The 21,846-nt window shown below is 70.3% G+C and carries 13 protein-coding genes; 9 read left to right on the forward strand and 4 right to left on the reverse strand.

Annotated elements, in window-relative coordinates:
• The first annotated feature begins 5 nt into the window (after positions 1–5).
• The 5 genes from OOT46_RS03405 (at position 6) to OOT46_RS03425 (ending at position 5,553) form a co-directional block, all read left to right on the forward strand.
• Positions 6–1,292, forward strand: a complete 1,287-nt coding sequence (locus OOT46_RS03405) for an ATP-grasp domain-containing protein (protein ID WP_265402179.1) — start codon at positions 6–8, stop codon at positions 1,290–1,292.
• Entirely contained in the window at positions 1,289–2,728 is a 1,440-nt protein-coding gene (locus OOT46_RS03410; RefSeq protein WP_265402180.1) for a pyridoxal phosphate-dependent decarboxylase family protein, read from the forward strand. Before OOT46_RS03405 ends, OOT46_RS03410 begins: the two co-directional genes overlap by 4 nt.
• A gap of 130 nt (positions 2,729–2,858) precedes the next feature.
• Entirely contained in the window at positions 2,859–4,229 is a 1,371-nt protein-coding gene (locus tag OOT46_RS03415) for a cation:proton antiporter (RefSeq protein ID WP_265402181.1), read from the forward strand.
• Between the two features lie 115 nt (positions 4,230–4,344).
• Positions 4,345–4,767 (forward strand): hypothetical protein, encoded by a 423-nt coding sequence (locus OOT46_RS03420; protein ID WP_265402182.1) that lies wholly within the window; start codon positions 4,345–4,347, stop codon positions 4,765–4,767.
• Between the two features lie 285 nt (positions 4,768–5,052).
• Positions 5,053–5,553: a MarR family winged helix-turn-helix transcriptional regulator gene (locus OOT46_RS03425; protein ID WP_265402183.1), complete on the forward strand. Its 501-nt coding sequence runs from the start codon at positions 5,053–5,055 to the stop codon at positions 5,551–5,553.
• Positions 5,554–5,624: 71 nt separating this feature from the next.
• Here the strand turns inward: OOT46_RS03425 and OOT46_RS03430 are convergent, their stop codons facing one another.
• The 3 genes from OOT46_RS03430 to OOT46_RS03440 all read right to left on the reverse strand — a co-directional run bounded on the left by OOT46_RS03430 (position 5,625) and on the right by OOT46_RS03440 (position 14,787).
• Positions 5,625–7,124: a leucyl aminopeptidase gene (locus OOT46_RS03430; protein ID WP_416136149.1), complete on the reverse strand. Its 1,500-nt coding sequence runs from the start codon at positions 7,122–7,124 to the stop codon at positions 5,625–5,627.
• A 150-nt stretch (positions 7,125–7,274) separates the two neighbouring features.
• Positions 7,275–9,614: a penicillin-binding protein 1C gene (gene pbpC / locus OOT46_RS03435; RefSeq protein ID WP_416136142.1), complete on the reverse strand. Its 2,340-nt coding sequence runs from the start codon at positions 9,612–9,614 to the stop codon at positions 7,275–7,277.
• 16 nt (positions 9,615–9,630) lie between these two features.
• The gene (locus tag OOT46_RS03440) at positions 9,631–14,787 is read right to left on the reverse strand and encodes an alpha-2-macroglobulin family protein (protein ID WP_265402185.1); all 5,157 of its coding nucleotides are present in this window, start codon (positions 14,785–14,787) and stop codon (positions 9,631–9,633) included.
• Positions 14,788–15,059: 272 nt separating this feature from the next.
• On the opposite strand from OOT46_RS03440, the gene OOT46_RS03445 reads away from it, so the two are divergent.
• The 3 genes from OOT46_RS03445 to OOT46_RS03455 all read left to right on the forward strand — a co-directional run bounded on the left by OOT46_RS03445 (position 15,060) and on the right by OOT46_RS03455 (position 19,991).
• A complete protein-coding gene (locus tag OOT46_RS03445; RefSeq protein ID WP_265402186.1) occupies positions 15,060–15,893 on the forward strand; it encodes a hypothetical protein in 834 nt (277 codons plus the stop codon).
• Positions 15,894–16,022: 129 nt separating this feature from the next.
• The gene (locus OOT46_RS03450; RefSeq protein WP_265402187.1) at positions 16,023–17,222 is read left to right on the forward strand and encodes an RICIN domain-containing protein; all 1,200 of its coding nucleotides are present in this window, start codon (positions 16,023–16,025) and stop codon (positions 17,220–17,222) included.
• A 147-nt stretch (positions 17,223–17,369) separates the two neighbouring features.
• Positions 17,370–19,991: a PEP-CTERM sorting domain-containing protein gene (locus OOT46_RS03455; RefSeq protein ID WP_265402188.1), complete on the forward strand. Its 2,622-nt coding sequence runs from the start codon at positions 17,370–17,372 to the stop codon at positions 19,989–19,991.
• On the opposite strand, the gene ftrA is transcribed toward OOT46_RS03455, so the two are convergent.
• Entirely contained in the window at positions 19,988–21,016 is a 1,029-nt protein-coding gene (gene ftrA, locus OOT46_RS03460) for a transcriptional regulator FtrA (protein WP_265402189.1), read from the reverse strand. The genes OOT46_RS03455 and ftrA overlap by 4 nt on opposite strands.
• Positions 21,017–21,113: 97 nt before the next feature.
• Here ftrA and OOT46_RS03465 point away from each other — a divergent pair, with 97 nt between their 5' ends.
• On the forward strand, positions 21,114–21,518 hold the full coding sequence (locus OOT46_RS03465) for a rhodanese-like domain-containing protein (RefSeq protein ID WP_265402190.1): 405 nt from the start codon (positions 21,114–21,116) through the stop codon (positions 21,516–21,518).
• Positions 21,519–21,846 lie beyond the last annotated feature (328 nt).

Here is a 21,846-nt window from a genome sequence, read left to right on the forward strand (position 1 = left end):
CCGCGATGCGCAAGTACAACCGGCTTGGCGTGCTGCACGCCTATCCCTCCCGCTGGATGGTGGAGGCGCTGAAGCTCGACGCGTGGGAGCTGGTCCTGGTCGGACCGGGACCCGCCGAGCAGTACCTGGCTCTCGGCGCGAACGACGCCCTGGTGGTCGACCTGGGCCGGTCCGAGGAGGTGCTGGCGAAGCTCGAGCGCTACCACGAGATGCGGCCCTTCGATGCCCTGCTGCCGGTCTACGAGGGGGCGACGGTCCTGACCGCCGCCGCGAGCGCCCGGCTCGGCCTGCCGTGCTATCCGCAGTCGGCTGCGGTCGCCAGCCGCAACAAGCTGCTGGCGGCGCTCAGCTGGGATGCGCAGGGGGTGCCGGTGCCGCGCACCCTGCCGCTGCCCATCGAGCTGCCGGACGCGGAGGTGTGGGCTCTCATCGCGATACAGTTCGGCGGCGATGCGGTGCTCAAGCTGGCCGACTCGATGAACAGCCAGGGGGTCGTGCGCGTCCGCAACGCCGCCGAATGCAGCCGCGCGCTGGCCCTGCTGAGGACCATGCTGGGGGCCGAACGGCAGGCCGATGCGACACGCGACCGCAACCGTTTTGCCTACGGGCGCGGCGCCGTGAAGCTCATCGTGCAGGAGTACTGCGACGGCGAGGAGGTCGGCATCGACCTGGTGGTGTTCGAAGGCCGGCACAGCGTGCTGGGCGTGTTCCAGAAAGCCCGCTCCAGCGGCCCCTGCTTCGGTGAAACCTTGTCGGTGTGGCCGACCTCGCTGGGCGCGGCGGCCGAGGAGGAGCTGGGTCGTGTCGCGGCGCAGGCAGTGACCGCGCTGGGCGCACGCACTGCCGCCGCGCACGTCGAGATCCGCTACACCCGCGACGGCCCCAAGGTGCTCGAGGCCGGCCTGCGGCCGGGCGGGGCGTATACCGTGCGGGGCTCGGAGATTCTGACCGGGGTCAACCAGTACCGCTGGCTGGCCGCGGCCCTCACCGGCGGAGCGCTGGAGGCCCCGGCCACGCCCCATGGGGCGGTGCTCTACGGCGGCGTCGTCTACCCGCACAGCGGCGTGCTCAAGCGAGTGCTCGGCGAGGAGGTGTTCCAGGAGGTGCGCGGGCTGCTGGACCTGCAGGTGCTCAACCGGCCCGGTGACGAGGTGTTCGCCTTGCCACGCTCGGCCCAGCCGCACTACTGCTACTACCTGTTGTCGGGGGCCGACCGCGCGGCCGTGCTGCAGGCGCACGAGAAGATCCAATCGCGCCTGCAGCCGGTGGTCGAAACACGGGAGGCCGCATGAACCCACTGCCCGCACGACCGGCCTCCGAGCCGCCCGGCCCGGACATCGGTGCCTTGTTCCTCGATGTCGTCGACCGGGTGCAGGAGCTGCGCGCCAATGCGGCCGAGCGGCCGGCGCTGCAGTGGCAGCCGCAGCTGCTGGAGCGCACCCTGGGGCCGCAGCCGCTGCCCGAGGTCGGCGAGCCGCTGGAGGCGGTGGTGGGGGAGGCCTTCGCCCGCATCGAGCAGGGCTACTGCAATGTCGCCCACCCGCTTTACCTCGGCTACATCTCGCCCAAGCCGCTGCTGCAGTCCACCTTGGGCGACTTCATCGCGTCCAGTCTGAACCAGACGCCGGGCGCCTGGCGCGCCGGGCCGGCCGCCACCCAGATCGAGTGGGAGACGCTCGCCTGGCTGCGCGACTTCATCGGCCTGCCGGCCGCCGCACCCGGCGAGGTGCCCGGCATCGTCACGACCGGCGGCTCCATGGCCAACCTCTCGGCACTCAAGCTGGCGCGCGACCGGGCTTGCCAGGGCGCGGTGTCGCAGGGCCTGCGCTCGGGTGACTCGGACCTCACCGTCTACATGTCGCGCGAGGGCCATTTCTCGGTGTTGAAGGCGGCCGACATGCTGGGCCTGGGGCGCGACCAGGTCAGGCTGGTCGAGACCGACGCCGCGGGGCGGGTGCTGCCCGAGCGTCTGGCCGAGCTGATGCGTGCCGACCGGGCGCGCGGCTGCCGGCCGCTGTGTATCGTCGGCGTCGCAGGCACCAGCGCCAACGGCGCGGTCGATCCGTTGCCCGAGCTGGCCCGGCTGGCCGAAGAGCACGGCTGCTGGTTCCATGTCGATGGTGCCGCGGGCGCTGCCCTCGGCGTGCTGCCCGAGCTGCGTGGCCTCTTCGCCGGCCTGGAGCGCGCCGATTCGGTCGCGCTGGATCCATGCAAGTGGCTGTTCACGGCCTTTGGCCTCGGCTGCCTGTTCGTGCGCGAGCCGGCGCAACTGCGCCGCAGCTTCGATGTGCTCGGGCATTACTGGGAGGACCTCGAGGAGCCCGAGTTTTTCCGCCTCAGCTTCAACGGCACCCGGCAGTGGCGCAGCCTGGGCCTGTGGATGAGCCTGCGCGCCCTCGGCGTGGCCGGCTACCGCGACCTGTTGCGCGGCATCACGGCCTGCGCAGACCGGCTGGCGGCGAAGCTCCACGAGCATGGCGGCTTCGAGCTCCTGCCGCGCAGCGCACTGCCCGTGGTCTGTTTCCGTCCGGGCGGCCCGGACGCAGCCCGGGCAGAGCGGACCCGGCGCCTGCAGCGATGCATCGCGCGTGACGGCCAGGCCTACCTGACCTTGCTGGACTGGCGCGGCGAGCCTTACCTGCGCGCCGCCTTCAACAACTACAGCACGCTGCCCGGCGACGTGGATCGCCTGGTGCAGGTTCTCGACCAGGCCCTGTCCGGGGCCTGAGGATGCCGGGGCGGGCCGATGCCCGCCCAAATGCTGCCCGCCATGCCGGGCCAGCGCCTCGCGAGACCGCCTTTTTGCTTCCGGCGCCCGTCGTGTGGAACGGGGCCGTTTTCAACCCTAAGGGGGGATCATGCTGGAAAGTGCCAAACAAGTCGGGACGGCCGCTGCAGGCGCCGCCCAAAGCGCGGTGGGCAGCCAGGCAGAGCACCTGGTGTTGCAACTGCTGTATCAACTCATCGTGATCCTGGTGCTCACGCGTGTCGTGTCGTGGGCCAGCAAACGGTACCTGGGCCAGACCGACGTGGCGGGGGAGATCCTGGCCGGGCTCGTGCTCGGGCCGAGCCTGCTGGGCGCCTTGTTCCCGAATGTGTTCGCGGCGCTGTTCGTGCCGCAAACCTCGACGATTTTCGTCGGGCTGGCGCAGACCGGGCTGATCCTGTTGATGTTCCAGATCGGGCTGGAGTTCGAATTCAAGTCCAACCTGTCGGCCGCGCGGCACACCGTGGTGGTCATCAGCATCGCGGGCATCGTGTGCCCCTTCCTGCTCGGTTACCTCACCGCGCCGTGGTTCTGGGAGCAAATGAGCGGCCAGCGTCCCGACCTGCTGGCCTTCCGGCTCTTTTTTGCGACCGCGATGTCCATCACGGCCATTCCCATCCTCGGGCGCATCTTCATGGAGCTCGGGCTGTCGCACACACGCACCGCGGCGCTGACCATCGGGTCCGCGGCCATCGACGACATCCTCGGCTGGTTGCTGCTCGGTGTCGTGTCGGCCATCGTGACGTCGAGCTTCCAGCCGGGCAACTTCGCATGGCGCCTGGGCGGGCTGGCCGCCTACATCGCGCTGGTGTTCCTGGTGCTCAGGCCCTTGATCCACAAGAGCCTGAACCGGCACACCGACAAGAACGGCGTCCTGAACCCGGTGGCGCTGCCCTTGCTGCTCGTGCTGCTGTTCGTATCGGCCGCCGTCACCAGCAATCTGGGGGTGTTCGCGATCATCGGCGGCTTCGTGATCGGCGTCGCGCTGCATGACAACCGGCAGTTCGTGCAGCAATGGAAGGACAAGATGGGCGGCCTGGTGAACGCGTTGTTCCTGCCCATCTTCTTCGCCTACACCGGGCTGAGGACCGACGTTGGCTCGCTGGGGGACAGCAACGCCTGGCTGCAATGCCTGCTGGTCTGCGCGGTGGCCTTCGCCGGCAAGTTCGGCGGGGCCTACCTGGCCGCCAGGGCGCTCGGCGAATCGCACCGCAGCTCGATGGCGATCGGCGTCTGCATGAACACGCGGGCCCTGATGGAGCTGATCGCACTCAACATCGGTTACGACATGGGCGTCCTGCCGCGCCAGATGTTCACGATGCTGGTGATCATGGCCATCGTCAGCACCTTCATCGCGACGCCGCTGATCCGTTGGCTGATGCGCTCGGAGTCCCGGTTGACGGCCCCGCAGCCCGCCGAGGCGGGCCTGGCGGAGCGCCCGCAGCCGGCCGCCGGCGTGTGAGTCCGGCCGTGTCCGTGTCCGTGTCTGGATGGCGGTTCGCGGCGCGCCGCTGCGGAGGGTGCAGCCCGGGCCCGAGCGGCGACGCCCTCTGCGCCGCCAGGAGATCTGTGTGCGAATGCCGCCCCTGAATGGCGCCGCCGGGGCGGCCGCTTCACTGGGTGTCGCCAGCGTGCTGGCGCTGACGCTGGCTGGCCTCGACGACAGCGGCCGGTGCTCGGCCTGGGGTTGCTTGCTGGCGGGCCTGGCCGCAGGCGCGGCAGCCTGGTGGCGCACCGGCATGGCAACACGCGACCTGCCGTGGACGCTGCTGCCGCGGGCGCCCGCCGCGGTGATGACGGGAACGGCCGTCTACCTCAACCTGCTGGCCCTGCTCTGGCACTTCGGCGCTCCGCTGAGCCTCGGGCCCCTTAGCGAGGACGGCGTCAGGCAGCTGTATTGGCTCGCACCGCTGAACCTGCTGGCGGCCGCCGCCTGTTTCGCCTGTTGGCGGATCGATGCCGACGAGGCCGCCGCACCTCACCCCCACGAGCGCCGCTGAACGCCTGCTGCCGCAGCAGGTCGGCAGGCGTGACCCGGGCGCACCAGGCCCCGGCCACCCCGACGCTGGATCCCCGCACCCCCGCAAGAAGTTAAACCGTCGGGTAGTCTGAGCGCCGCTCGTCGGAAAACGGGCGAGACGGCCGGACTTGATGGCACATCATTTGCCTCTACTATGGAACTAGGGATAGTTCTAGGGTGTCCACTCGTCACGACCCTGCCAGGTCGCTTCCCTGAGCTGTCTTAACATCCAGAAACAAGCCGTTGAAAAAAGGGGCGCGTTTTTATGAACGACGAAGGTGGAGAGCAACCGGAACTCCGGTCATACGTTTGTTTTAACTTCTACCGCGGGTGGCGCGCGATCTCGGAGTACTACCGCCACTTCCTGCCGCAAGGTGTCTCGGCGCCACAGTCCTACGTGCTCGAGCTGTGCAGCGAGACGCGGGGCGTGGACGTGCGCACGCTGGCGGGGGCGATGGAGATTGACTCGCCGGCCGTCTCGGCCCTGCTCGGACGCATGGAAAGTGCGGGCCTGATCCGCCGCGAGGTGCTGCCCACCAACCGACGCCATACCTTGACCTACCTGACGCCCAAGGGCAGCGAACTGCGCGACGAGGTGCGCTGCAAGATGCAGGAAGCCGACCGCGAGCTGTTCCGCCATGTATCGCGCAAGGACCTGGAGCAGCTGGCCGGCCTGGTCGACAAGATCCAGGGCGCGGTGCACGGCATCGGCCAGGTTCGCACGCGTCGCCCGGCCTGGCGCGGGGACGTGGCGCTGGCTGGCTGAGCCTGGGCAAGCACACCCGCTCTCGCTGTCGCCACGGTCGACGCCGTCGATGGGGCTCGGTGTCGTCTCGCTCATCGTGCAGGCCTCGCTGTGCTTGAAGCGGATGCCTCGGCCTGGCCGAGCAGGTAGTGCGTCAGCAAGGGCACCGGACGGCCGGTCGCGCCTTTGCTCTCGCCGCGACGCCAGGCGGTGCCGGCCACATCGAGATGCGCCCAGCGGTAGCCGGCGGTGAAGCGGCTGAGGAAAGCCGCCGCGCGGATTGCACCGCCTGCCGGTCCGGCGCCGACATTGGCGACATCGGCGAACTCGCTTTTGAGGGCCTCGCCATACTCCTCGTCCAGCGGCAGGCGCCAGCACGGATCGAGCGCTGCCTCGCCGCTGCGGAGCAGCTGGTCGGCCAGCGTGTCGTCGCGGCAGAAGAGGCCGCTGCGGTGGTGGCCCAAGGCGACGACGCAGGCGCCGGTGAGGGTGGCGATGTCGATCACCGCAGCCGGCTTGAAACGTTCCACATAGGCCAGCGCGTCGCACAGGATCAACCGGCCTTCGGCGTCCGTGTTGAGGATCTCGATGGTCTGGCCCGACAGGCTGGTGACCACGTCGCCCGGCTTGACAGCGCGACCATCCGGCATGTTTTCGCAGCAGGGCATCACGCCGATCACGTTGATGCGGGGCTTGAGCTCCGCGATGGCACGCAAGGTGCCGAGCACGCTGGCGGCGCCGCCCATGTCCGACTTCATCTCGTCCATCTCGGCGGCCGGCTTGAGCGAGATGCCACCGGTGTCGAAGGTGATGCCCTTGCCGACCAGGACCACCGGCGCCTGCCGCCGCGGCGCGCCCTGGTAGCGCAGCACGATGAAGCGCAGCGGTTCCTCCGAACCCTGTGCCACCGCGAGGAAGGCGCCCATGCCCAGCTTCTCGACGTCCCTGCGGCCCATCACTTCGACCGCCAGCCCGTGCGCGGCGGCGACGGCCTCGGCCTGCTGGGCGAACTGCGTTGGCCGGCAGTGATTGCCCGGCCGGTTGGTGCAGTCGCGGGCCAGCTCGACGCCGGCCGCGATGGCACGGCCGCGCGCCAGTCCACGTGCCCCTGCGGCGGCGTCGGCATCCTGCTGCAGCAGCGTGACCCTGGCGAGCGCCCATGCTGGTTCGGCGCCGGGTCTGGTGTGGCGGTAGACGTAGGTGGCGTCGCCGGCTGCGGCGACGAGCGCTTCCGCATGAGCGGCGCCGAGCGGTAGCGACACGGCGCTGGCCACGGCCAGATGCTCGACCGGCTGGCCCTTGAGCGCGGAGATGCCGGCGTGCACCGCAGCCCTGAAGGCCTTGGGACCCGTGTCCGCGGCGACCGACCAGACGAGCCGCCGTGCCGCCACGCCTTCCGGCTGGTACAGGCACAGCGTGCGGCCTGCCTTGAGCTGCAGGCCGCCCAGCGCGAGGGCGTCCTGCAGGTGTCGGCCCAGTGGACCGCCCAGGTCCGGGGCGGCATCACCGCCGGCGGGCAGGACGAAAACCAGGGCGTCGGCCGCGATGTCGGCAAGGCTGGCGAGGTCGACCGCGCTGGCGTTGAAGTCGATCATGAACGGCATGTTGTTGTGGGCGGCCGCTGGGCCGGTCAGGCAGCCGTGTCCGTCCTGTCAGACCCTCCTGCTGCCAACTTCGACAGGAGTTTCTCTGCGTTTGTCACGCGGACCTGTATCAGGATGTCGAGTGGCGGGGGCGAAGGCTCAGGGCGCTTGCCGCTCGGGCAACCCGCTGACGACCACGTCGACGCGGTGGTAGCGTCCCAGACCGTCCAGCACGGTGATCGCGTGGGGGCCGTTGTCGGCCAGCCTCAGCGTGACCGGTCGATCGGCCCGCGCACGGCGCTGTTGCCGGCCGTCGACCAGCCAGTACACCGTGGCGTCGGCCGGCTCGCCGCCGACCACCGACAGGCTGAGGTCCACATGAGGCAGGCGCGGCGCCGGCTTGAGGCGGGCGCCGGGCTCGAGACCCGCGATGCGCAGACGGGTGCCGCTGCCGGCCTGGGTCTCGCACCCCGGCGCCTGCGGCACGGCATCCCGCAGCCAGGGCTCCAGGGCGGCCGGCCAGCGTGCCACCGCATGTCGCTCGCCAGCGCCGCCGCAGGCACCGCGGGTGGCGAGCAGGCCGTCGCTGCGCGAGCGGTCGGGCAGGGTGGGCGGGGCGGTGTTGTCCAGCACCCAGCCGGTGTGGCGGACCCCGCAATGGGCCGGGTCGGTGGCCTCGAGCTTGAGGCCCAGCGGCCAGCAAGTGGTCGCGCTGCTGACGCTGGCCGGCCGGCGCCGCGCCAGAGCCTGTGGCGGGGTGGGCACCGCCGCGACGATGTCGCGCAGCAGCGGTGCCGCGACATTGGCCCCGAAAAAACCGGGGTTGGGCGTGCCGTCCGGCCGGCCGACCCAGACGCCCACCGTGTGGTGATCGGTCACGCCGATGGCCCAGGCGTCGCGGAAGCCGAAGCTGGTGCCGGTTTTCCACGCCACCCGCTGCACGCCTTCCGCGAAGGGCCGGTCGGGATGGCCGCCGGCCTCCAGGATGTCGCGCACGATGAAGGCCGCGCCTTCGCTCATCAGGCGCGCTTCGAGACGCGGTTCGGCCGCCGTCAGCCGCGGCTGGCCCGAGACGCCGCCGCGGGCCAGCGCCCGGTAGGCGCCAACCAGCTCTTCCAGGGTCGTGCCCGCACCCCCCAGGATCAGGCTGAGGTTGGGGCTTGCGCCGGCCGGCAGGCGCAGCTTCAGACCGCCGGCGCGCAGCATCGCGGCGAAGCGGGGCGGCCCCAGGCGGTCGAGCAGGTCCACGGCCGGCACGTTGAGCGAGCGCTGCAGGGCCTGCGACAGACTCACCGGCCCGCTGAAGGAGGCCTGGAAGTTGCCGGGCTGGTAGCCGCCGAAGGACTGCGGCGCGTCCACCATCAGGCTCTCGCCGTGCACCAGCCCGTCGTCGAGCGCGAGCGCATACAGGAAGGGTTTCAAGGTCGAGCCCGGCGAGCGCACGCCGCGCACCATGTCGACATGGGCGGCGCGCGAGCGGTCGGCGAAGTCGGCCGAGCCGGCGTAGGCCAGCACCTCCAGCGTGTCGTTGTGCATCACCAGGGCCGCCATCGAGACCTTGGGCGGCAGGCTGTTGACGCGGTCGAGCAGCATGCGCTCGACGCTGGCCTGCAGCTCGATGTCGATGGTGGTGGTCAGCGCGGTCGCCGGCCGGCCGGCGGCGCGCGCCTGCCGGCGTACCCGCTCGGCGGCCAGCGGCGACAGCCAGTGGCCGCGAATGGGCTGGGCCGCGACGGTCTCGATGCGTGCATCCTCGATCTCGGCTGCACTCCAGACGCCGAACTCCGCCAGACGCGCGAGCACCTTGTCGCGCGCCGCCTGGGCGGCCTGCGGCGCCCGGTCGGGGCGCAGCCGCGAAGGGGCCTGGGGCAGGGCGGCGAGCAGGGCCGCCTCGGCATGGCTCAAGTGCTCGCTGCTTTTGCCCAGGTAGCTGCGGCTGGCCATCTCGACACCCTCGACGATGCCGCCCATCGGCGCATGGTGCAGGTAGAGCGTGAGGATCTCGGCCTTGCTGAGGCGCAGCTCCAGCTGCACGGCGCGTGCCATCTGGCGCAGCTTGACGGCGAGCCCGCGGCCGCCGGGTGGGGGCGGGTCGATGATGCGGGCCACCTGCATGGTGAGCGTCGAGCCGCCCGACACCACCCGACCGTTGCTGGCCCATTGCCAGCCGGCGCGCAGCAGCGCCAGCGGGTTGACGCCGAAGTGCCAGTAGAACCAGCGGTCCTCGTAGTTCAGCAGCGCCTGCAGGTAGAGCGGCGAGACCCGCTCGGGGCCGACGGGCTGGCGCCAGATGCCGTCGCCGCTGGGGTAGGTGCGCAGCGGGGTACCGTCGCGCGCCAGCACCACACTGGCACCGTCGGGACGGGGCAGGGGCGGCGGCAGGGCCTGGTCCAGGGCCAGCAACACCGCCAGCAGCGCCGCGGCCGCCAGTTCGAGAGAGCGCCGGCGGCCGAAGCGTGGGCGGCCGCTGCTGCTGCCTGGTGGCCGGGACTGCGCCACGAGGAGTGGCTCCGGGTCAGCGGGACGCCGCCGCGGCGGGGGCCGCAGCCGCTGCCGCAGCGCTGGCCGCCGGGGCGGCGGCGGGCGCGGAGGCCGCCTCATCCGGCGCGGGGGTTTCCTCCGGCACGCCGCCGCCGCGCGGATCGGTGATGACGATGCCGCTGGCCGGCGAACGGCCGATGCCGCGCAGCTCGGGGCGGTACATGTCCTCGGCGAAGGGCGCGGGCACGACAAAACGGCCGGGTGTGACGACACGCACCAGGTAGAACACGTGGAGGTCCTGATGGCTCAGGCGTGCCGCCGCCACATACCGGTCGTCGCGGTACTCGCGGTGGCGGATGCGGTCGTCGGCCATGGCACCCGCCAGGTTGACGCCGCCGACCGAAAACTCGCCCGCCTCCGGCCCTTGCGACAGGTTGAGGTTCTCGACCTCGAAGCCGGCGGGGATGCGGTCGACGATCAGGCCGTCGTCGATCTGCCGGCTGGCCCGGGCCGTCACGCGCACGATCAGCATGTCGCCGACCTTGAGCTTGCCGCCTTTCCAGGGGCTGCCGTCAATGCTGAACCAGTCGCGCTGCAGCTCGATCACGTCGGTCTTGGGCGCCGGCGCCTTGAGCGGGTAACCCGAGGCCTCGAACTCCAGGAACAGCGGCTCGCCGTGCTGGCTGGTCAGCGTCGCGCCACGCGCCAGGGCAGCGACGTCCAGGGCACGCTGCTCGGTGGTGCGGGAGCTGATGGTGTCGCTGCGCTCGCCGGTTTTCAGCAGCGCCGTCCACTCACCGCCGGACGAGCCGCCCGCGGCACGGGCCGCCAGCACCAGCGCCAGGCGTTCCTGGGTGGAGTAGTACTGGCGGCTGCCGAGCCGGTTCACCAGGTCGATCAGCAGGTTCTCGCGTCGCGCATGGTTCACCTGGTGGCGCACCATCAGCGCATAGCCCATCGCGACGTCGCGCACCGGCGAGCCGTAGTCGCCCAGCCACTCGTAGTCGCCCCAGCTGTCGCGGGTGTAGGCGATGCCGTAGGGGCGTTGCATGGCCTCGTTGAGGGCCACCTTGGCGCGGCTCTCGTCGCCCATCAGCCTGAGCGCCAGGCCCAGGTGGATCAGCGGCAGCGGCGAGCGGGCCCGGTCGCGGTACTTGTCGTGCAGCAGGCGCAGCATCGCCAGCGGCGCCTTCTGGTCGCGTGCCAGCGCATAGCCGGCATGGGCCAGCTCGGCAAAACGCTGGTGGCTCTCGCGCAGCGTGCCGTGGTGCTGCGAGGGGTAGCGGCCGGCGGCGTCGGGTTTGGCCTCGGCCGGCAGGCTGCCGAAGCGGTTGGGCGCCTGCTGCAGCTGCTGCAGCAGCCAGTCCTGGCCCTGCTTGTACATGCGGTCGGGCACCGTGAAGCCCTGCTGGCGCGCATCCTGCAGGAAGCTCATCACATAGGCCGACAGCCAGCCCTCGTAGCTGCCGTTGCCCCACAAGGTGTAGCCGCCGTTGTGCCCCTGCATGCCGGCCAGCCGGCCGATCGCGCCCTCGATGAAGCGGGTGCGCTCCTCGTGGCTGCGCGGCTTCAGGCCCAGCGCCTTGGCGGCCGCCTCGTCGATCAGCACGTGCGGATAGGCCGCGCTGGTGGTCTGCTCGAGGCAGCCGTAGGGGTAGTCGAGCAGGCCCTGCACCAGCTGGGCAACGTTCAGCGGCGGCTTGTTCGAGACGGTCAGGCCGATGCTGGTCGAGCCCTTGTGGAAACGCTCCACCCAGGCCGGCTCGATCTTGAAGCTGCCGCCCGGCTCCAGCCGCACGCGCCGCACTTCGCGCTCCAGCGGCGCGGCCGGCTGCACCTGCAGCACCGACTCGCGCACGATACGCAGCCCGCCGCCCGACACCTGCAGCCTGAGGCGGCCCAGGCCATAGGCGTCGGTCGCTTCGGCCGCGAAGCGCAGCGTGGTGCGTTGCTGGTGCTTGAGGCTGACGCTCTGTTCGCCGCCCCGGATGCGCACCGGCTCGGCGCCTTCGAGCTTGACGGTCAGCTGCTGCGGCTTGCCGCTCAGGTTGGTGACGTCCAACGCGATGGTCGCGGTGTCGCCCGGCGAGATGAAACGCGGCGTCGCCAGCTCGGCCACCACCGGCGCAGCCGCCACCATCTCGGCCTCGGCCCGGCCGTAACGCTCGGCCGAGGCGACCACCGCCATCAGCCTCAGGGTGCCGTTGAAGTCGGGGATGTCGAGCGGGATCTGCGCCTCGCCGCGGGCGTCCAGTTGCACCGGCCCGCTGAACAGGTCCACCAGCTTGACTTTCTTGGGCAGGCTCTTGGAGTCGCCCGGCGTGGCGTCGCCGCCGAAGGCCAGCTTGGCGGGGCTGCCTTCCATCTTCTCGATCAGCTTGCCGTACAGGTCCAGCAGTTCGGCGCCGTAGCGGTGCTTGCCGAAGAAATAGTCGATCGGATCGGGCGTCCTGAAGCGGGTGATGTTGAGGATGCCGACGTCCACTGCCGACAGCGTCACGTGTGCAGGCTGGCCCTGCAGGCCCTCGGCGCGCACCTTCACCAGCGTGCGCTGCTCGGGCAGCACCTTGGCCGGTGCCGTCATCGCGACCTTGAGCTGGCGCTCCTGGCGCGCCAGCGGCAGGTGGGCCAGGCCCACCGCGCGCGCCGGCGTGACGCGCTCGCCCTGGCTGCCGGGACGGAAGGCCGTCACGGTGAAGTAGAGGTCGTGGCGGGCCCAGCTCTTGTCGATCGGCACCTTGACCGTGGTGCCGTCGGTCGAGACATCGATGCGGTCGCTCCACAACAGCCGGTCGCCCTCGACCGTCACGACCGCGCTGCCGTCGTGCGGCGGCGTCACGGTCAGCTCGGCGGTGTCGCCGGCCTTCAGCGGTGCCTTCGCCAGCTTGACCTGCACCCGGTCGGGCCGGTTGCCGATGGCCTCGGCGTCCTGGGCGTTCCAGCCGGCGTAGAAGCGGTAGCGCAGGGTCAGTTTGGTTTCGGGGTCGTCGATCTCGACGCGGTAGCGGCCCCAGCCGACCTGCAGCGCCAGCCGCGCGCGCTCCTTCAGCGCGACTTCCAGGCTCTCGACCGGCTCGTCGGTCTCGGTGTAGCCGGAGTGCCAGCCCTTCTGGTCGTCGTAGCGCCAGTAGTACTCGCGCTCCTCGCGGATCAGCCGCACCGGCGCCTTGCCCAGCGGCACGAAACGACCCTGGGCGTTCACGCGCACCAGCTCGAACTCGGCCTTGCCGCCTTCACGCGTCACGCCGCGGTCGAACAGCGGGCGCAGCGCGAGCAGCTTGTCGGCCGGCCAGACGGTCCGCTCGATCGAGCGCACCACCGGGCGCCCGCCCGACTCCAGCAGGCTGAAGCTGCCGCGCACCTGCATCGGCGAGGCCGCCCCTGCGGCCAGTTGCGGCAGGGTGATGGTGGCAGCCCCGGCGTCGTCCAGGCTGTCGTCGCTGACCTGCTGGCGCTCCTTGCGCTCGTCGTCGGCGAAGTCGCCGAAGATGAAGCCGGGCCACTCGCGCGGCAGCGCCAGGCGCTCGCGTTCCACGGCGGCGCTGACGATCAGGCGGTTGCCGGCCGCGGGCGCGCCGAACAGGTAGTCGCCCTGTACCTGCACCTCGAACTCGTCGGCCGGCGTCAGCACCGGCTTGGCCGTCTGGAGGTCGAGCTTCATGCGCTCGGGCAGGAACTCCTCAACCTGGAAGCGCCAGACCGTGTCGGCCTCCTTGGAGCCCGGGTCGGTGCGCAGCTCCAGCCACCAGCTGCCGGTCTGGGCATCGGCGGGCAGGGACACCGGGTGCTGGAAGTACCCCGGCAGCTTGTCGCGCGGCCGCACCACGGTGGTCGAGACGGTGCGGCCGTCGGGGCGCACCAGGGTCGCGTGCAGCGGCAGCGGGGCGATCGCCCGGCCGTCGGCGTCGCGCGCCAGCACCGAGACCTGGAACTGCTCGCCGGGGCGGTAGAGGTCGCGCCCGGCATAGGCGAACAGCTTGGTGTTGCCCGCGCTGTGGCCGCCGATGTCGAACTCGGAGAGATCGAGCGCCGGCTCCTTCAGCACGATCACGCTCATGTCCTTGCCCTGGCGGCCCACCAGCAGGCGGGCCGACTCGGGCACGCTGTCGAAGGCGGCATGGCCGTCGCCGTCGGCCTTCGCCTTACCGAGCGGACGGGCGTCTTCGTCGAGCAGCTCGAACTCCACGCCCGACAGGCCCTGGCCGCTTTTCAGCGAGGTCGCGAAGGCGTCCAGCGAGCGGGCGTAGCGCCGCGCGTGCACGCCGATGTCGCTGACATAGAAGTAGGTGACCTGGTAGTCGTTGGAGAAGCGCCCCGGCGGCGCCATCGCGGCGATGTAGACGCCCGGCTCCTGCAGCTCCTTGATGGTTTCCACCGGCAGGAAGGTGACATGGCGCTTGTTGGGGGTCTCGCCGGTGCGGAAGCGGCCCAGGTAGACGCTGCGCGTGCTGCTGCGCAGGCTGTCGAGCTCCCAGCCGCCGACGTGGCCCTTCAGGGTCGAGTTCTCGCTGTAGCCGTATTCGTCCTCGTCGTCGCTGCTGCGCGGGCGTCCGGCCACCCGTTCCAGGAAGCGCGGCAGGTCCGAGGGGTTGACGCGCAGGAACTGCACGTCCACCTCCGGCTGGTTGACGGTGACGATGGGCAGCCCGCCGTTCTGGCCGGCCGGCAGGACCACGCCGCGGCTGGCGAAGTAGAAGGAGGGCGCCATCGCCTCGCTGCTGAGCTCGCAGGTCTTGGCTTCGGCCAGCTTCACGCCGTCGGCCGACAGCAGCTCGTTCTGCACCTCGATGCGGAAGCGCCGCTGCGGCTGGATGTAGGGGAAGTAGGCGATGCGCGGGTTCTCGCCGATGGTCCAGGCGCCTTCCAGCGGCTTGCCCTCGGCGGCCGAGGCCGCGGCCGCCCCGGCCTTGGCGCCGTCCACCGGGCCCAGGTCGACCACCCGGATCAGGGTGCCCAGCGACTGCTTGCGGTCCAGCGGCTGCGAAAAGCTCACCGACAGCGCCGGCCGATCGTCCAGCAGTCGCGGCTTGCAGTCCAGCGCGACGAAACGCGCCGATGGGTCGGAGAGCGGCGGGGCGGCCTCGTCGCCGGCACCGCCGCGCGAGTCCAGCCACCACACCCCGGCCGCCCCAGCGGCCAGGCCCAGGACCGCCACCGCCGATAGCAGCTTGGCGCGGAGCGTTTGCGACATCTCTTCCGATCCCTCTGTTTTGCTGCGCGCATTCTCTCCGAAGCCGCCACCCCCGCGGCGGCGGCGATGGCCCCCATTCGGGGGACACATGCAGCTACAGATGCCGGCTGCGGCCGGTGTCCGGAATCGTCAACAGCCTGCTCCGGAGCCCCCAGGGGCCGCCGCGCAGCGTCACCCGCGCCTGTGCAAATGTGAATGCCGTAAGAGATGTGGGTGATGTGCTCGCTTAGCCTGGACTTCGCACGGCTTCTGGCTTTCAATTCGCAGCCATCATGAAGCATCGCGCACTGATCCTCGCCTCCGTGGTCCTGGCTGCCATCGGAGGAGCGGCCCGTTGGCATCTGTCCGCGGACAAGCCTGAAGGGCCCGCCGCGGTGGCGGCCTCGCCCTTCGGGCCGGCCGGTTCGGCGCCGGCCGACACGCCCATGCCCGACACCGCAAACCCGTCCGAAGCCGCCGCGAGCGGCGCGGCCCGAACGCTGGCGGCCGCCCCGCGCGGCGCCGAGACCGACCCGGACCGCCTGCAGGTCGGCAACAACCCCGACTACCCGACGCTGGGCTCGCGTCTGACCGAGATGGCGGCGCGACGCAACGGCCAGGGGGTGAGCGCCGCGCAGGCGCTCGCCGCGATGGAGCAGCGCAGCGCCTGGCGGTCCGACCCCAGTGCCGCCGCCGAGCTGAATCTGTCGCCGCAGGAGGCGGCCGACGGCCGCAGCTTCGTGCGCTTCGACCCGGTCAAGCTGGAGACCCTGATGCCGGGCGACACCCTCGAGATTCCCGTCCCGCAGCGCAACGCGGTCTACCACATGGTGGTCGAGGATGTGCAGGCGCACGGCGACGGCAGCGTCACCTGGAACGGGCGGCTGCGCGACTTCCCGGAGGAAAACCAGGCGACGATGACCAAGGGCGGGGACCTGGTCTACGGTGGCTTCACGGCGCGCGACGAGCTCTATGTGATCCAGTCCAACGGCACGGCCGGCTTTATCGCGGAGAGCGCCTCGCTGTTCAAGCCCACCGACGACGGACACGACCACGCCAGCGGCCGCTACCGGATGGGACCGCACACCGGCCACAACCCGGCCGTCGACCCGCCCGTCCTGCCCTGAACCTCGGCCGCCTTGGCGGCCCAGCACCCGCCCGCACTGCCGGGCGTCCTTCGTATCCGCCCGTACCCCGGGTGTCCTTCGCGTTTGCCCGTACCTCGGGCGCCATCCTTCAAAACAGGAGAGACCGTTATGACCCAACCGCCATCCCGGGCCCGGCGCTGGACGCGCCCGGTCGCCGCACTCGCCCTGGCCCTGGCCGGCGGCGCCGCCCAGGCCGTCACGCTCGACCTGCTGGTGCTGTACGACAGCCACACCGCCAACCACTTCAAGGGCCAGCCGCAGACGGCGATCCGCAGTTGGGTCGAGCAGGTCAACACCATCTATGCCAACAGCCAGGTCGATGTGCAGCTGCGCCTGGTCGGCACTCAGCAGCACGACGCGCCGGGCAGCGACATGGGCGACGTGCTGAGCCAGCTGCGCCGCAACAGCAGCATCGCCGCCAAGCGCGACCAGGTCGGCGCCGACTTCGTGACCCAGCTGCACCGCCACGGGCAGTGCGGTGTGGCCTACATGGCGGTGAGCGCGAGCGCGGCCTACAGCGTGGTCGGCCCGCAGTGCGGCCCCTTCACGCTGGCGCACGAGCTGGGCCACAACATGGGCCTGAGCCATTCGCGCCGCCAGGGCGACACCGGCGGCGCGCGTTATGCGTATGCGCTCGGCCATGGCGTGGACCGCCTGTTCGGCACCATCATGAGCTATGCCCACCTGTTCAACGCGCCGCGGGTCGGCAAGTTTTCGAACCCGCGCCTGACCTGCAGCGGCGTGCCCTGCGGCGTGCCGGAGGGCCAGAGCCAGCAGGCCGATGCGGCCAAGGCCATCAACAACGTGCGCGCCGAGCTGGAGAACTTCCGGCCGACCAAGGTCGGCGGACCGGTCGAGCCGCCGACCAGCGGCACCTTGCCTGACGGCACCTATCTGCTGCGGGCGCGCCACTCGAACAAATGCGCCGACGTGAAGGCCGCCAGCGACGAGAACGGCGCCAACGTGCACCAGTGGCGCTGCCACGGCGGCGACAACCAGCGCTGGGCCTTGAGGTCCCTGGGCAACGGGTACTACGAGGTCAAGGCGCGCCACAGCGGCCAGTGCCTGGACGTGGACCACAGCGGCACGGCCAACGGCGTCAATGTGCAGCAGTGGTCCTGCAACGGCAGCACGGCGCAGCAGTGGAAGCCGGTCTCCAAGGGCCGCGGCTACTTCACGCTGGTCTCGCGCGTCAGTGGTCGGGTGCTGGACGTAGCGGGTGGCTCGCAGGACAACGGCGCCAACATCTACCAGTGGGACGCCACCGGCGCCAACAACCAGCTCTGGTTCCTGCAGCGCTTCGATTGAGGCGACTCGCTGAGAGACCGGGCTTGGCATCCATCCGCGTTGCCAAGCCCGGTTTCAATTTGACCGGACGTCTCTGGTTCGACCGCCCATTCTTTGGGGCGTTGCCGTCCTTCCCGAGTCGGCAGCCGATGCCAACCGGAGACCGCCATGACGCTTGTCCCTGCCTCGCAATGCGCGCGACTTTTGACCCTCGCGTCGGCCGCCCACCTGGCGGCCTGCAGCGCCGCTGCCCTCGCTGCAGACACCCGCTGGACCGGCGCCGCCGGACCGGACGCGCCGTTCTGGGACCTGGAGAGCAATTGGTCCGCGGGCGGGCCGAGCTCGTCCGACACCCGGGCACTGCTGGGGGCCAGTGACACGACCATTCGGCACGGCGCCTTCCTGGCCGGCCATGTGATCGGGCAGGGTCGCCTCACGCTGACCGGAGGCAACCTGGGACTGTCGGGGCCGGGCTCGACCCTCGGCCACCTGGATCTGCGAGGTGGCCGCCTGGGCGGCAAGGCCGCGATCACGGCCGGCAGCCTGCAGTGGAGCGCCGGCGGATTTGCTGTGGCCGAGTACGGCAGCCTCGAATCGACACTCAAGGTGTCCGGTGCGGCCGCGCTGTCCGGGACCTTGGACGCCGGCACGGGAACATCCCTGCAACTGAACGGGCCCAGCCAGTGGAAAGACGGGCCTTCCTCGATGAAGGGCGGGTACTTCACGCTGGGCATCGGCGCCGGTGCCAGCTTCCACGACCACGCCGATTCGGGGCCCCATGTCCTCGACGTCGGCGAGTACGGGCGCCTGCTCAACGACGGGCGCTACCTGAAAACCGGCGCCGGCACGACCACTTGGAGGTCCAGCTTCGACAGGTCGGAGAACCGCGGGCTGCTCGAGGTGCAGGGCGGACGGTTGAACATCGACGCGTATCACGCGAGCTTCGACAACCTGGGGGAGATCCGTATCGAGAAGGCCTCGACCTTGTCGATCAGCAGCCGGGCGATTCACTTCCGCCAGAACGGCATGCTGCATGTGCGGGCCGGCGGCACGCTGGACTACGCGCCGGAGCAAGGCGTTTTCGCGAGCACGGGCGCGTGGACGATAGAGAAGGGGGGGCGCGTCGATCTTCGGGACGCGGGCTGGCACTCGGCCCCTCCCGGGGTGTTTCCCTGCACCTTCACGGGGGGCGCCATCCACAACGACGGGACGCTGGTTTTCCGCGGTGGCCCCTACGGCGACTCCCAGCGCAGGGGCAGCTTCATCCTCGACAGGGACGTCGCCATCAGCGGCAGCGGCAGCTTTGAAAACATCGGCGGGGTCGAGGTGCAGATCGGGCGCGACCTGCACGTCGGTCGGCTGAGGATCGCCGAGCCGGTGCCCTACGACCCTGTGGTGCGCTCGGAGCACGTGTTCTCCCGCGTGGCGGTGGCCGGCATCGTCATCGTGGACGAGCTGGACTGGGAAGACGGATTCCTCGATACGACCGGCGACGTCACGGTGCTGAACGCCGCCCGCTTGTCCAACGACGGGTCCTACTGGAAGGGCATGCCGACTCGCAGGATGGGCAAGGAGATCAACACGGCCTTCACCTTCCTGCGCCACGCCGAGTGGGACGGCGATGGTGACCTGTTCGGCACCGGGAACGTCCGGGTCGCCACCGGAGCGCGCTTCGAGGACCACAACTCGCAGGGCACCCTGGAGTACGTGCAAGGGGATTGGTTGCCGCGGCCAACGCGTATCGAGGTCGCTTCCTTCGTCAACCAGGGCAGCTACGTCAAGAGCGGGGCCGGCGTGACGGTGGTCCAGTCCCGCTTCGACAACCCCGGCACGGTGCGGGCGGTGGGTGCGGCGCCGCTGGTGTTTGCAGGCGCACTGAACAATACCGGCACGCTGGAGGCGGTGCGCTCGCGCATCGTGGTCACCGGGCCGCTGGCCCAGTGGCAGGACGGCGTTCTCACCGCCGGCCAGTATGTCGCGCGCAATGGCACGCTGCTGTTCGAGTCGGGCCAGGATCCCGGCGCGACGCAGCCGAGAGGCATCGTCAGGAATGAAACGACCATCGTGCTTGACGGCCCTCAGGCCCGCCTGTCCACTCTTTGGCTTGGGCTGGAGCACGACGCCTTGCGTCTGTTGCATGAGAACACCGGTCAGCTGGAGGTGCTCAACGGCGCGACGCTGGCCAGCCACACGCAACTCGTCAATCGCGGTCAGCTCTTGGTGGCCGGCGGTGGCACCGTGCAAGCTGAGAATTTCTCGCAGACGTACGAGCCTGGAGGCCCGACTCCGAGTACCTGGATCGACGGGACGCTGAAGGGCCGCCACGTGATGCTCCACGAGGGTGAGGTGGGTCCGGGAACGCGCGGTGGCACTGGCGTAGCCCATGTGGTTGGCAGCACCACCTTCGCCGAGGGAGCGACCTTGCTGCTCGATATCCAGGACGAGTCGGCTTTCGACCAGTTGCAGGTGAGTGGTAGCGTCGAGTTGAAGGGGGCGGCTTTGGTCGACTTCTTGGGCACTGAGCCGGTGCTCGGCACGTTTCGCGTCCTCACGGCCACTGAGGGCATCGTCGGTGAGTTTGCGTCGCTGAGCTCCACCCTCGACCCCGAACAGTACCGGCTCAGCGTCCGCTACACCTCGAACTACCTGGAGCTGACGGTGACACCCGTTCCCGAGCCGGGGACGCTGGCGCTGGCGGGGCTGGGGCTGACGCTGCTGGCCGCGCGCCACCGCCGCTCGGGCTTCGCCGGACGGCGCGTCGGTAGCAGCCGAAAGTCCTCGAAGCCCTAATCCGGAGCGAAAGGCAGGGACACCGGCTCGCCTGTCTGCTGGCCCGGCTTTGCGCCACCCACCGAAGGCCGCTTCAAGCCGAACTGGCGGCGATAGCTGGCGGGTGAGACCAGCCCTCGCAGCCGGAAATGCCGCCGCATCGATTCCACCGATCCGAACCCCGCCAACTCGGCCACTTCTTCAATCGGTCGGCTTGCATGGGTTTCGAGCAGTTCCTTGGCGAGCGCGATCCGTTCGCGGATCAGCCACTCCCCGGGTGACATCCCTGCCGCCTCCAGGAAGCGGCGCTGAAGGCTTCGGCGACTCAAGTGCGAGCGCTTCGCCATTGACTCCACGCTGTGATGCTGCCGCAGGTTCTCGCGCATCCAGTCCATGAGTCGGGCGATGCCGCTTTGCTCGGGTGTGCGAGGCATCGGTCGGGGGACGTACTGCGCCTGCCCCCCGTCGCGATGGGGCGGCATCACCAGACGCTGAGCGACACGATTCGCGACCCCAGGACCGAAGTCGCGGCGTACCAGGTGCAGCAGCATGTCGAGCCCGGCCGCAGATCCGGCGGAGGTGATCACCGGGCCTTCGTCCACATAGAGCGACGATTCGACCACCTGAATGCCAGGAAAGCGCTCGGCCAAGCGCGGGAGGTAGCGCCAGTGTGTGGTTGCGCGTCGGCCCTCCAGCACCCCCGCATGCGCCAGCACGAAAACGCCTGAGCAGATGGACGCGAGCCGCACCCCTCGTGCATGCGCGCGCCGCAGTGCGTTCAGCAGCGGCTCGGGCGGCCGTTCGTCGGCGTCCCGCCAGCCAGGAATGACGATGGTGTTGGCCCGACGCAGCGCCGCCAGGCCATGCGCCGCTTCCACCCGCACTCCGCCCATCGCGCGCAGCGGTCCCGGCTCCACGGCGCACACCACGTGTCGATACCACTCAACCCCGAGTTCGGGACGCTGCAGTGCAAACAGTTCGACCGCACATCCGAATTCGAAGGTGCACAAACGGTCGTAGGCAAGGATCGCGACGAGGTGCGGCATGGCACGATCTTACCGCTCGGTGACGCATTGACGTCTTGGCCGAGGCATCGCGCACCGAGACACTGGTGGCGTCATCAAGGTCGCCAAGGAGTCATCGATGCCGTCGCCCGTCACCCGCATTCCCCCCGCTACCAGCCACCGTGCACTCGAGAGGTTCCAGTCGGCCCTCGAGTTCGAGACCGATTGCTGGGACGTCCATGCCTCGATGCAGAGCGACGCCAAGGACTTCGTATTGCTCGACGTGCGCAGCCCCGAGCTTTATGCCCGTGGGCATGTGCCAGGCGCACTTTCGCTCCCGCATGGAAAGATCGGCGCGTCGAAACTCGCGGAGTGGTCGGCCGACACGGTGTTCGTCGTGTACTGCGCAGGGCCTCACTGCAATGGCGCGCACCAGGGTGCGGTCCGGCTGGCTCAACTCGGGCGCCCCGTCAAGCTGATGATCGGAGGGATCACCGGCTGGACCGACGAAGGCTTCGACCTGGCGACAGGCGATGCTCCCTGAACCCGGTTTCGTGGGGCGCCGGGCGCGGCTCGGCCACCCCGGAACGCTGGGGTGGCAGGTCGTGGATCAGCTGTTGATGCTTCATGACAAGGAATACGCACGACCGCAACGACGCGATCCGCATCGACCAGAACGCGTGCTACGTGCCGACCTGAGCCGGGGCCACTCGCCACGCGTCGGCAGCGCAGCGCGGCGCTTTCACTCACCTCTGTCGTCGCGCCGGCCCTTGCCCAACCCGGCTTGCCCCACATGGGCGCGGTCGCACCTCCCCGTCGGATGACCCGGACATGACCTGTGGCCCTGGTGTTTTCCTAGTAGGGCGAAACGA

Origin of the sequence: Aquabacterium sp. A7-Y (assembly GCF_026153205.1) — a bacterium.
In the GTDB taxonomy this organism is placed as follows: Bacteria; Pseudomonadota; Gammaproteobacteria; order Burkholderiales; family Burkholderiaceae_C; genus Caldimonas.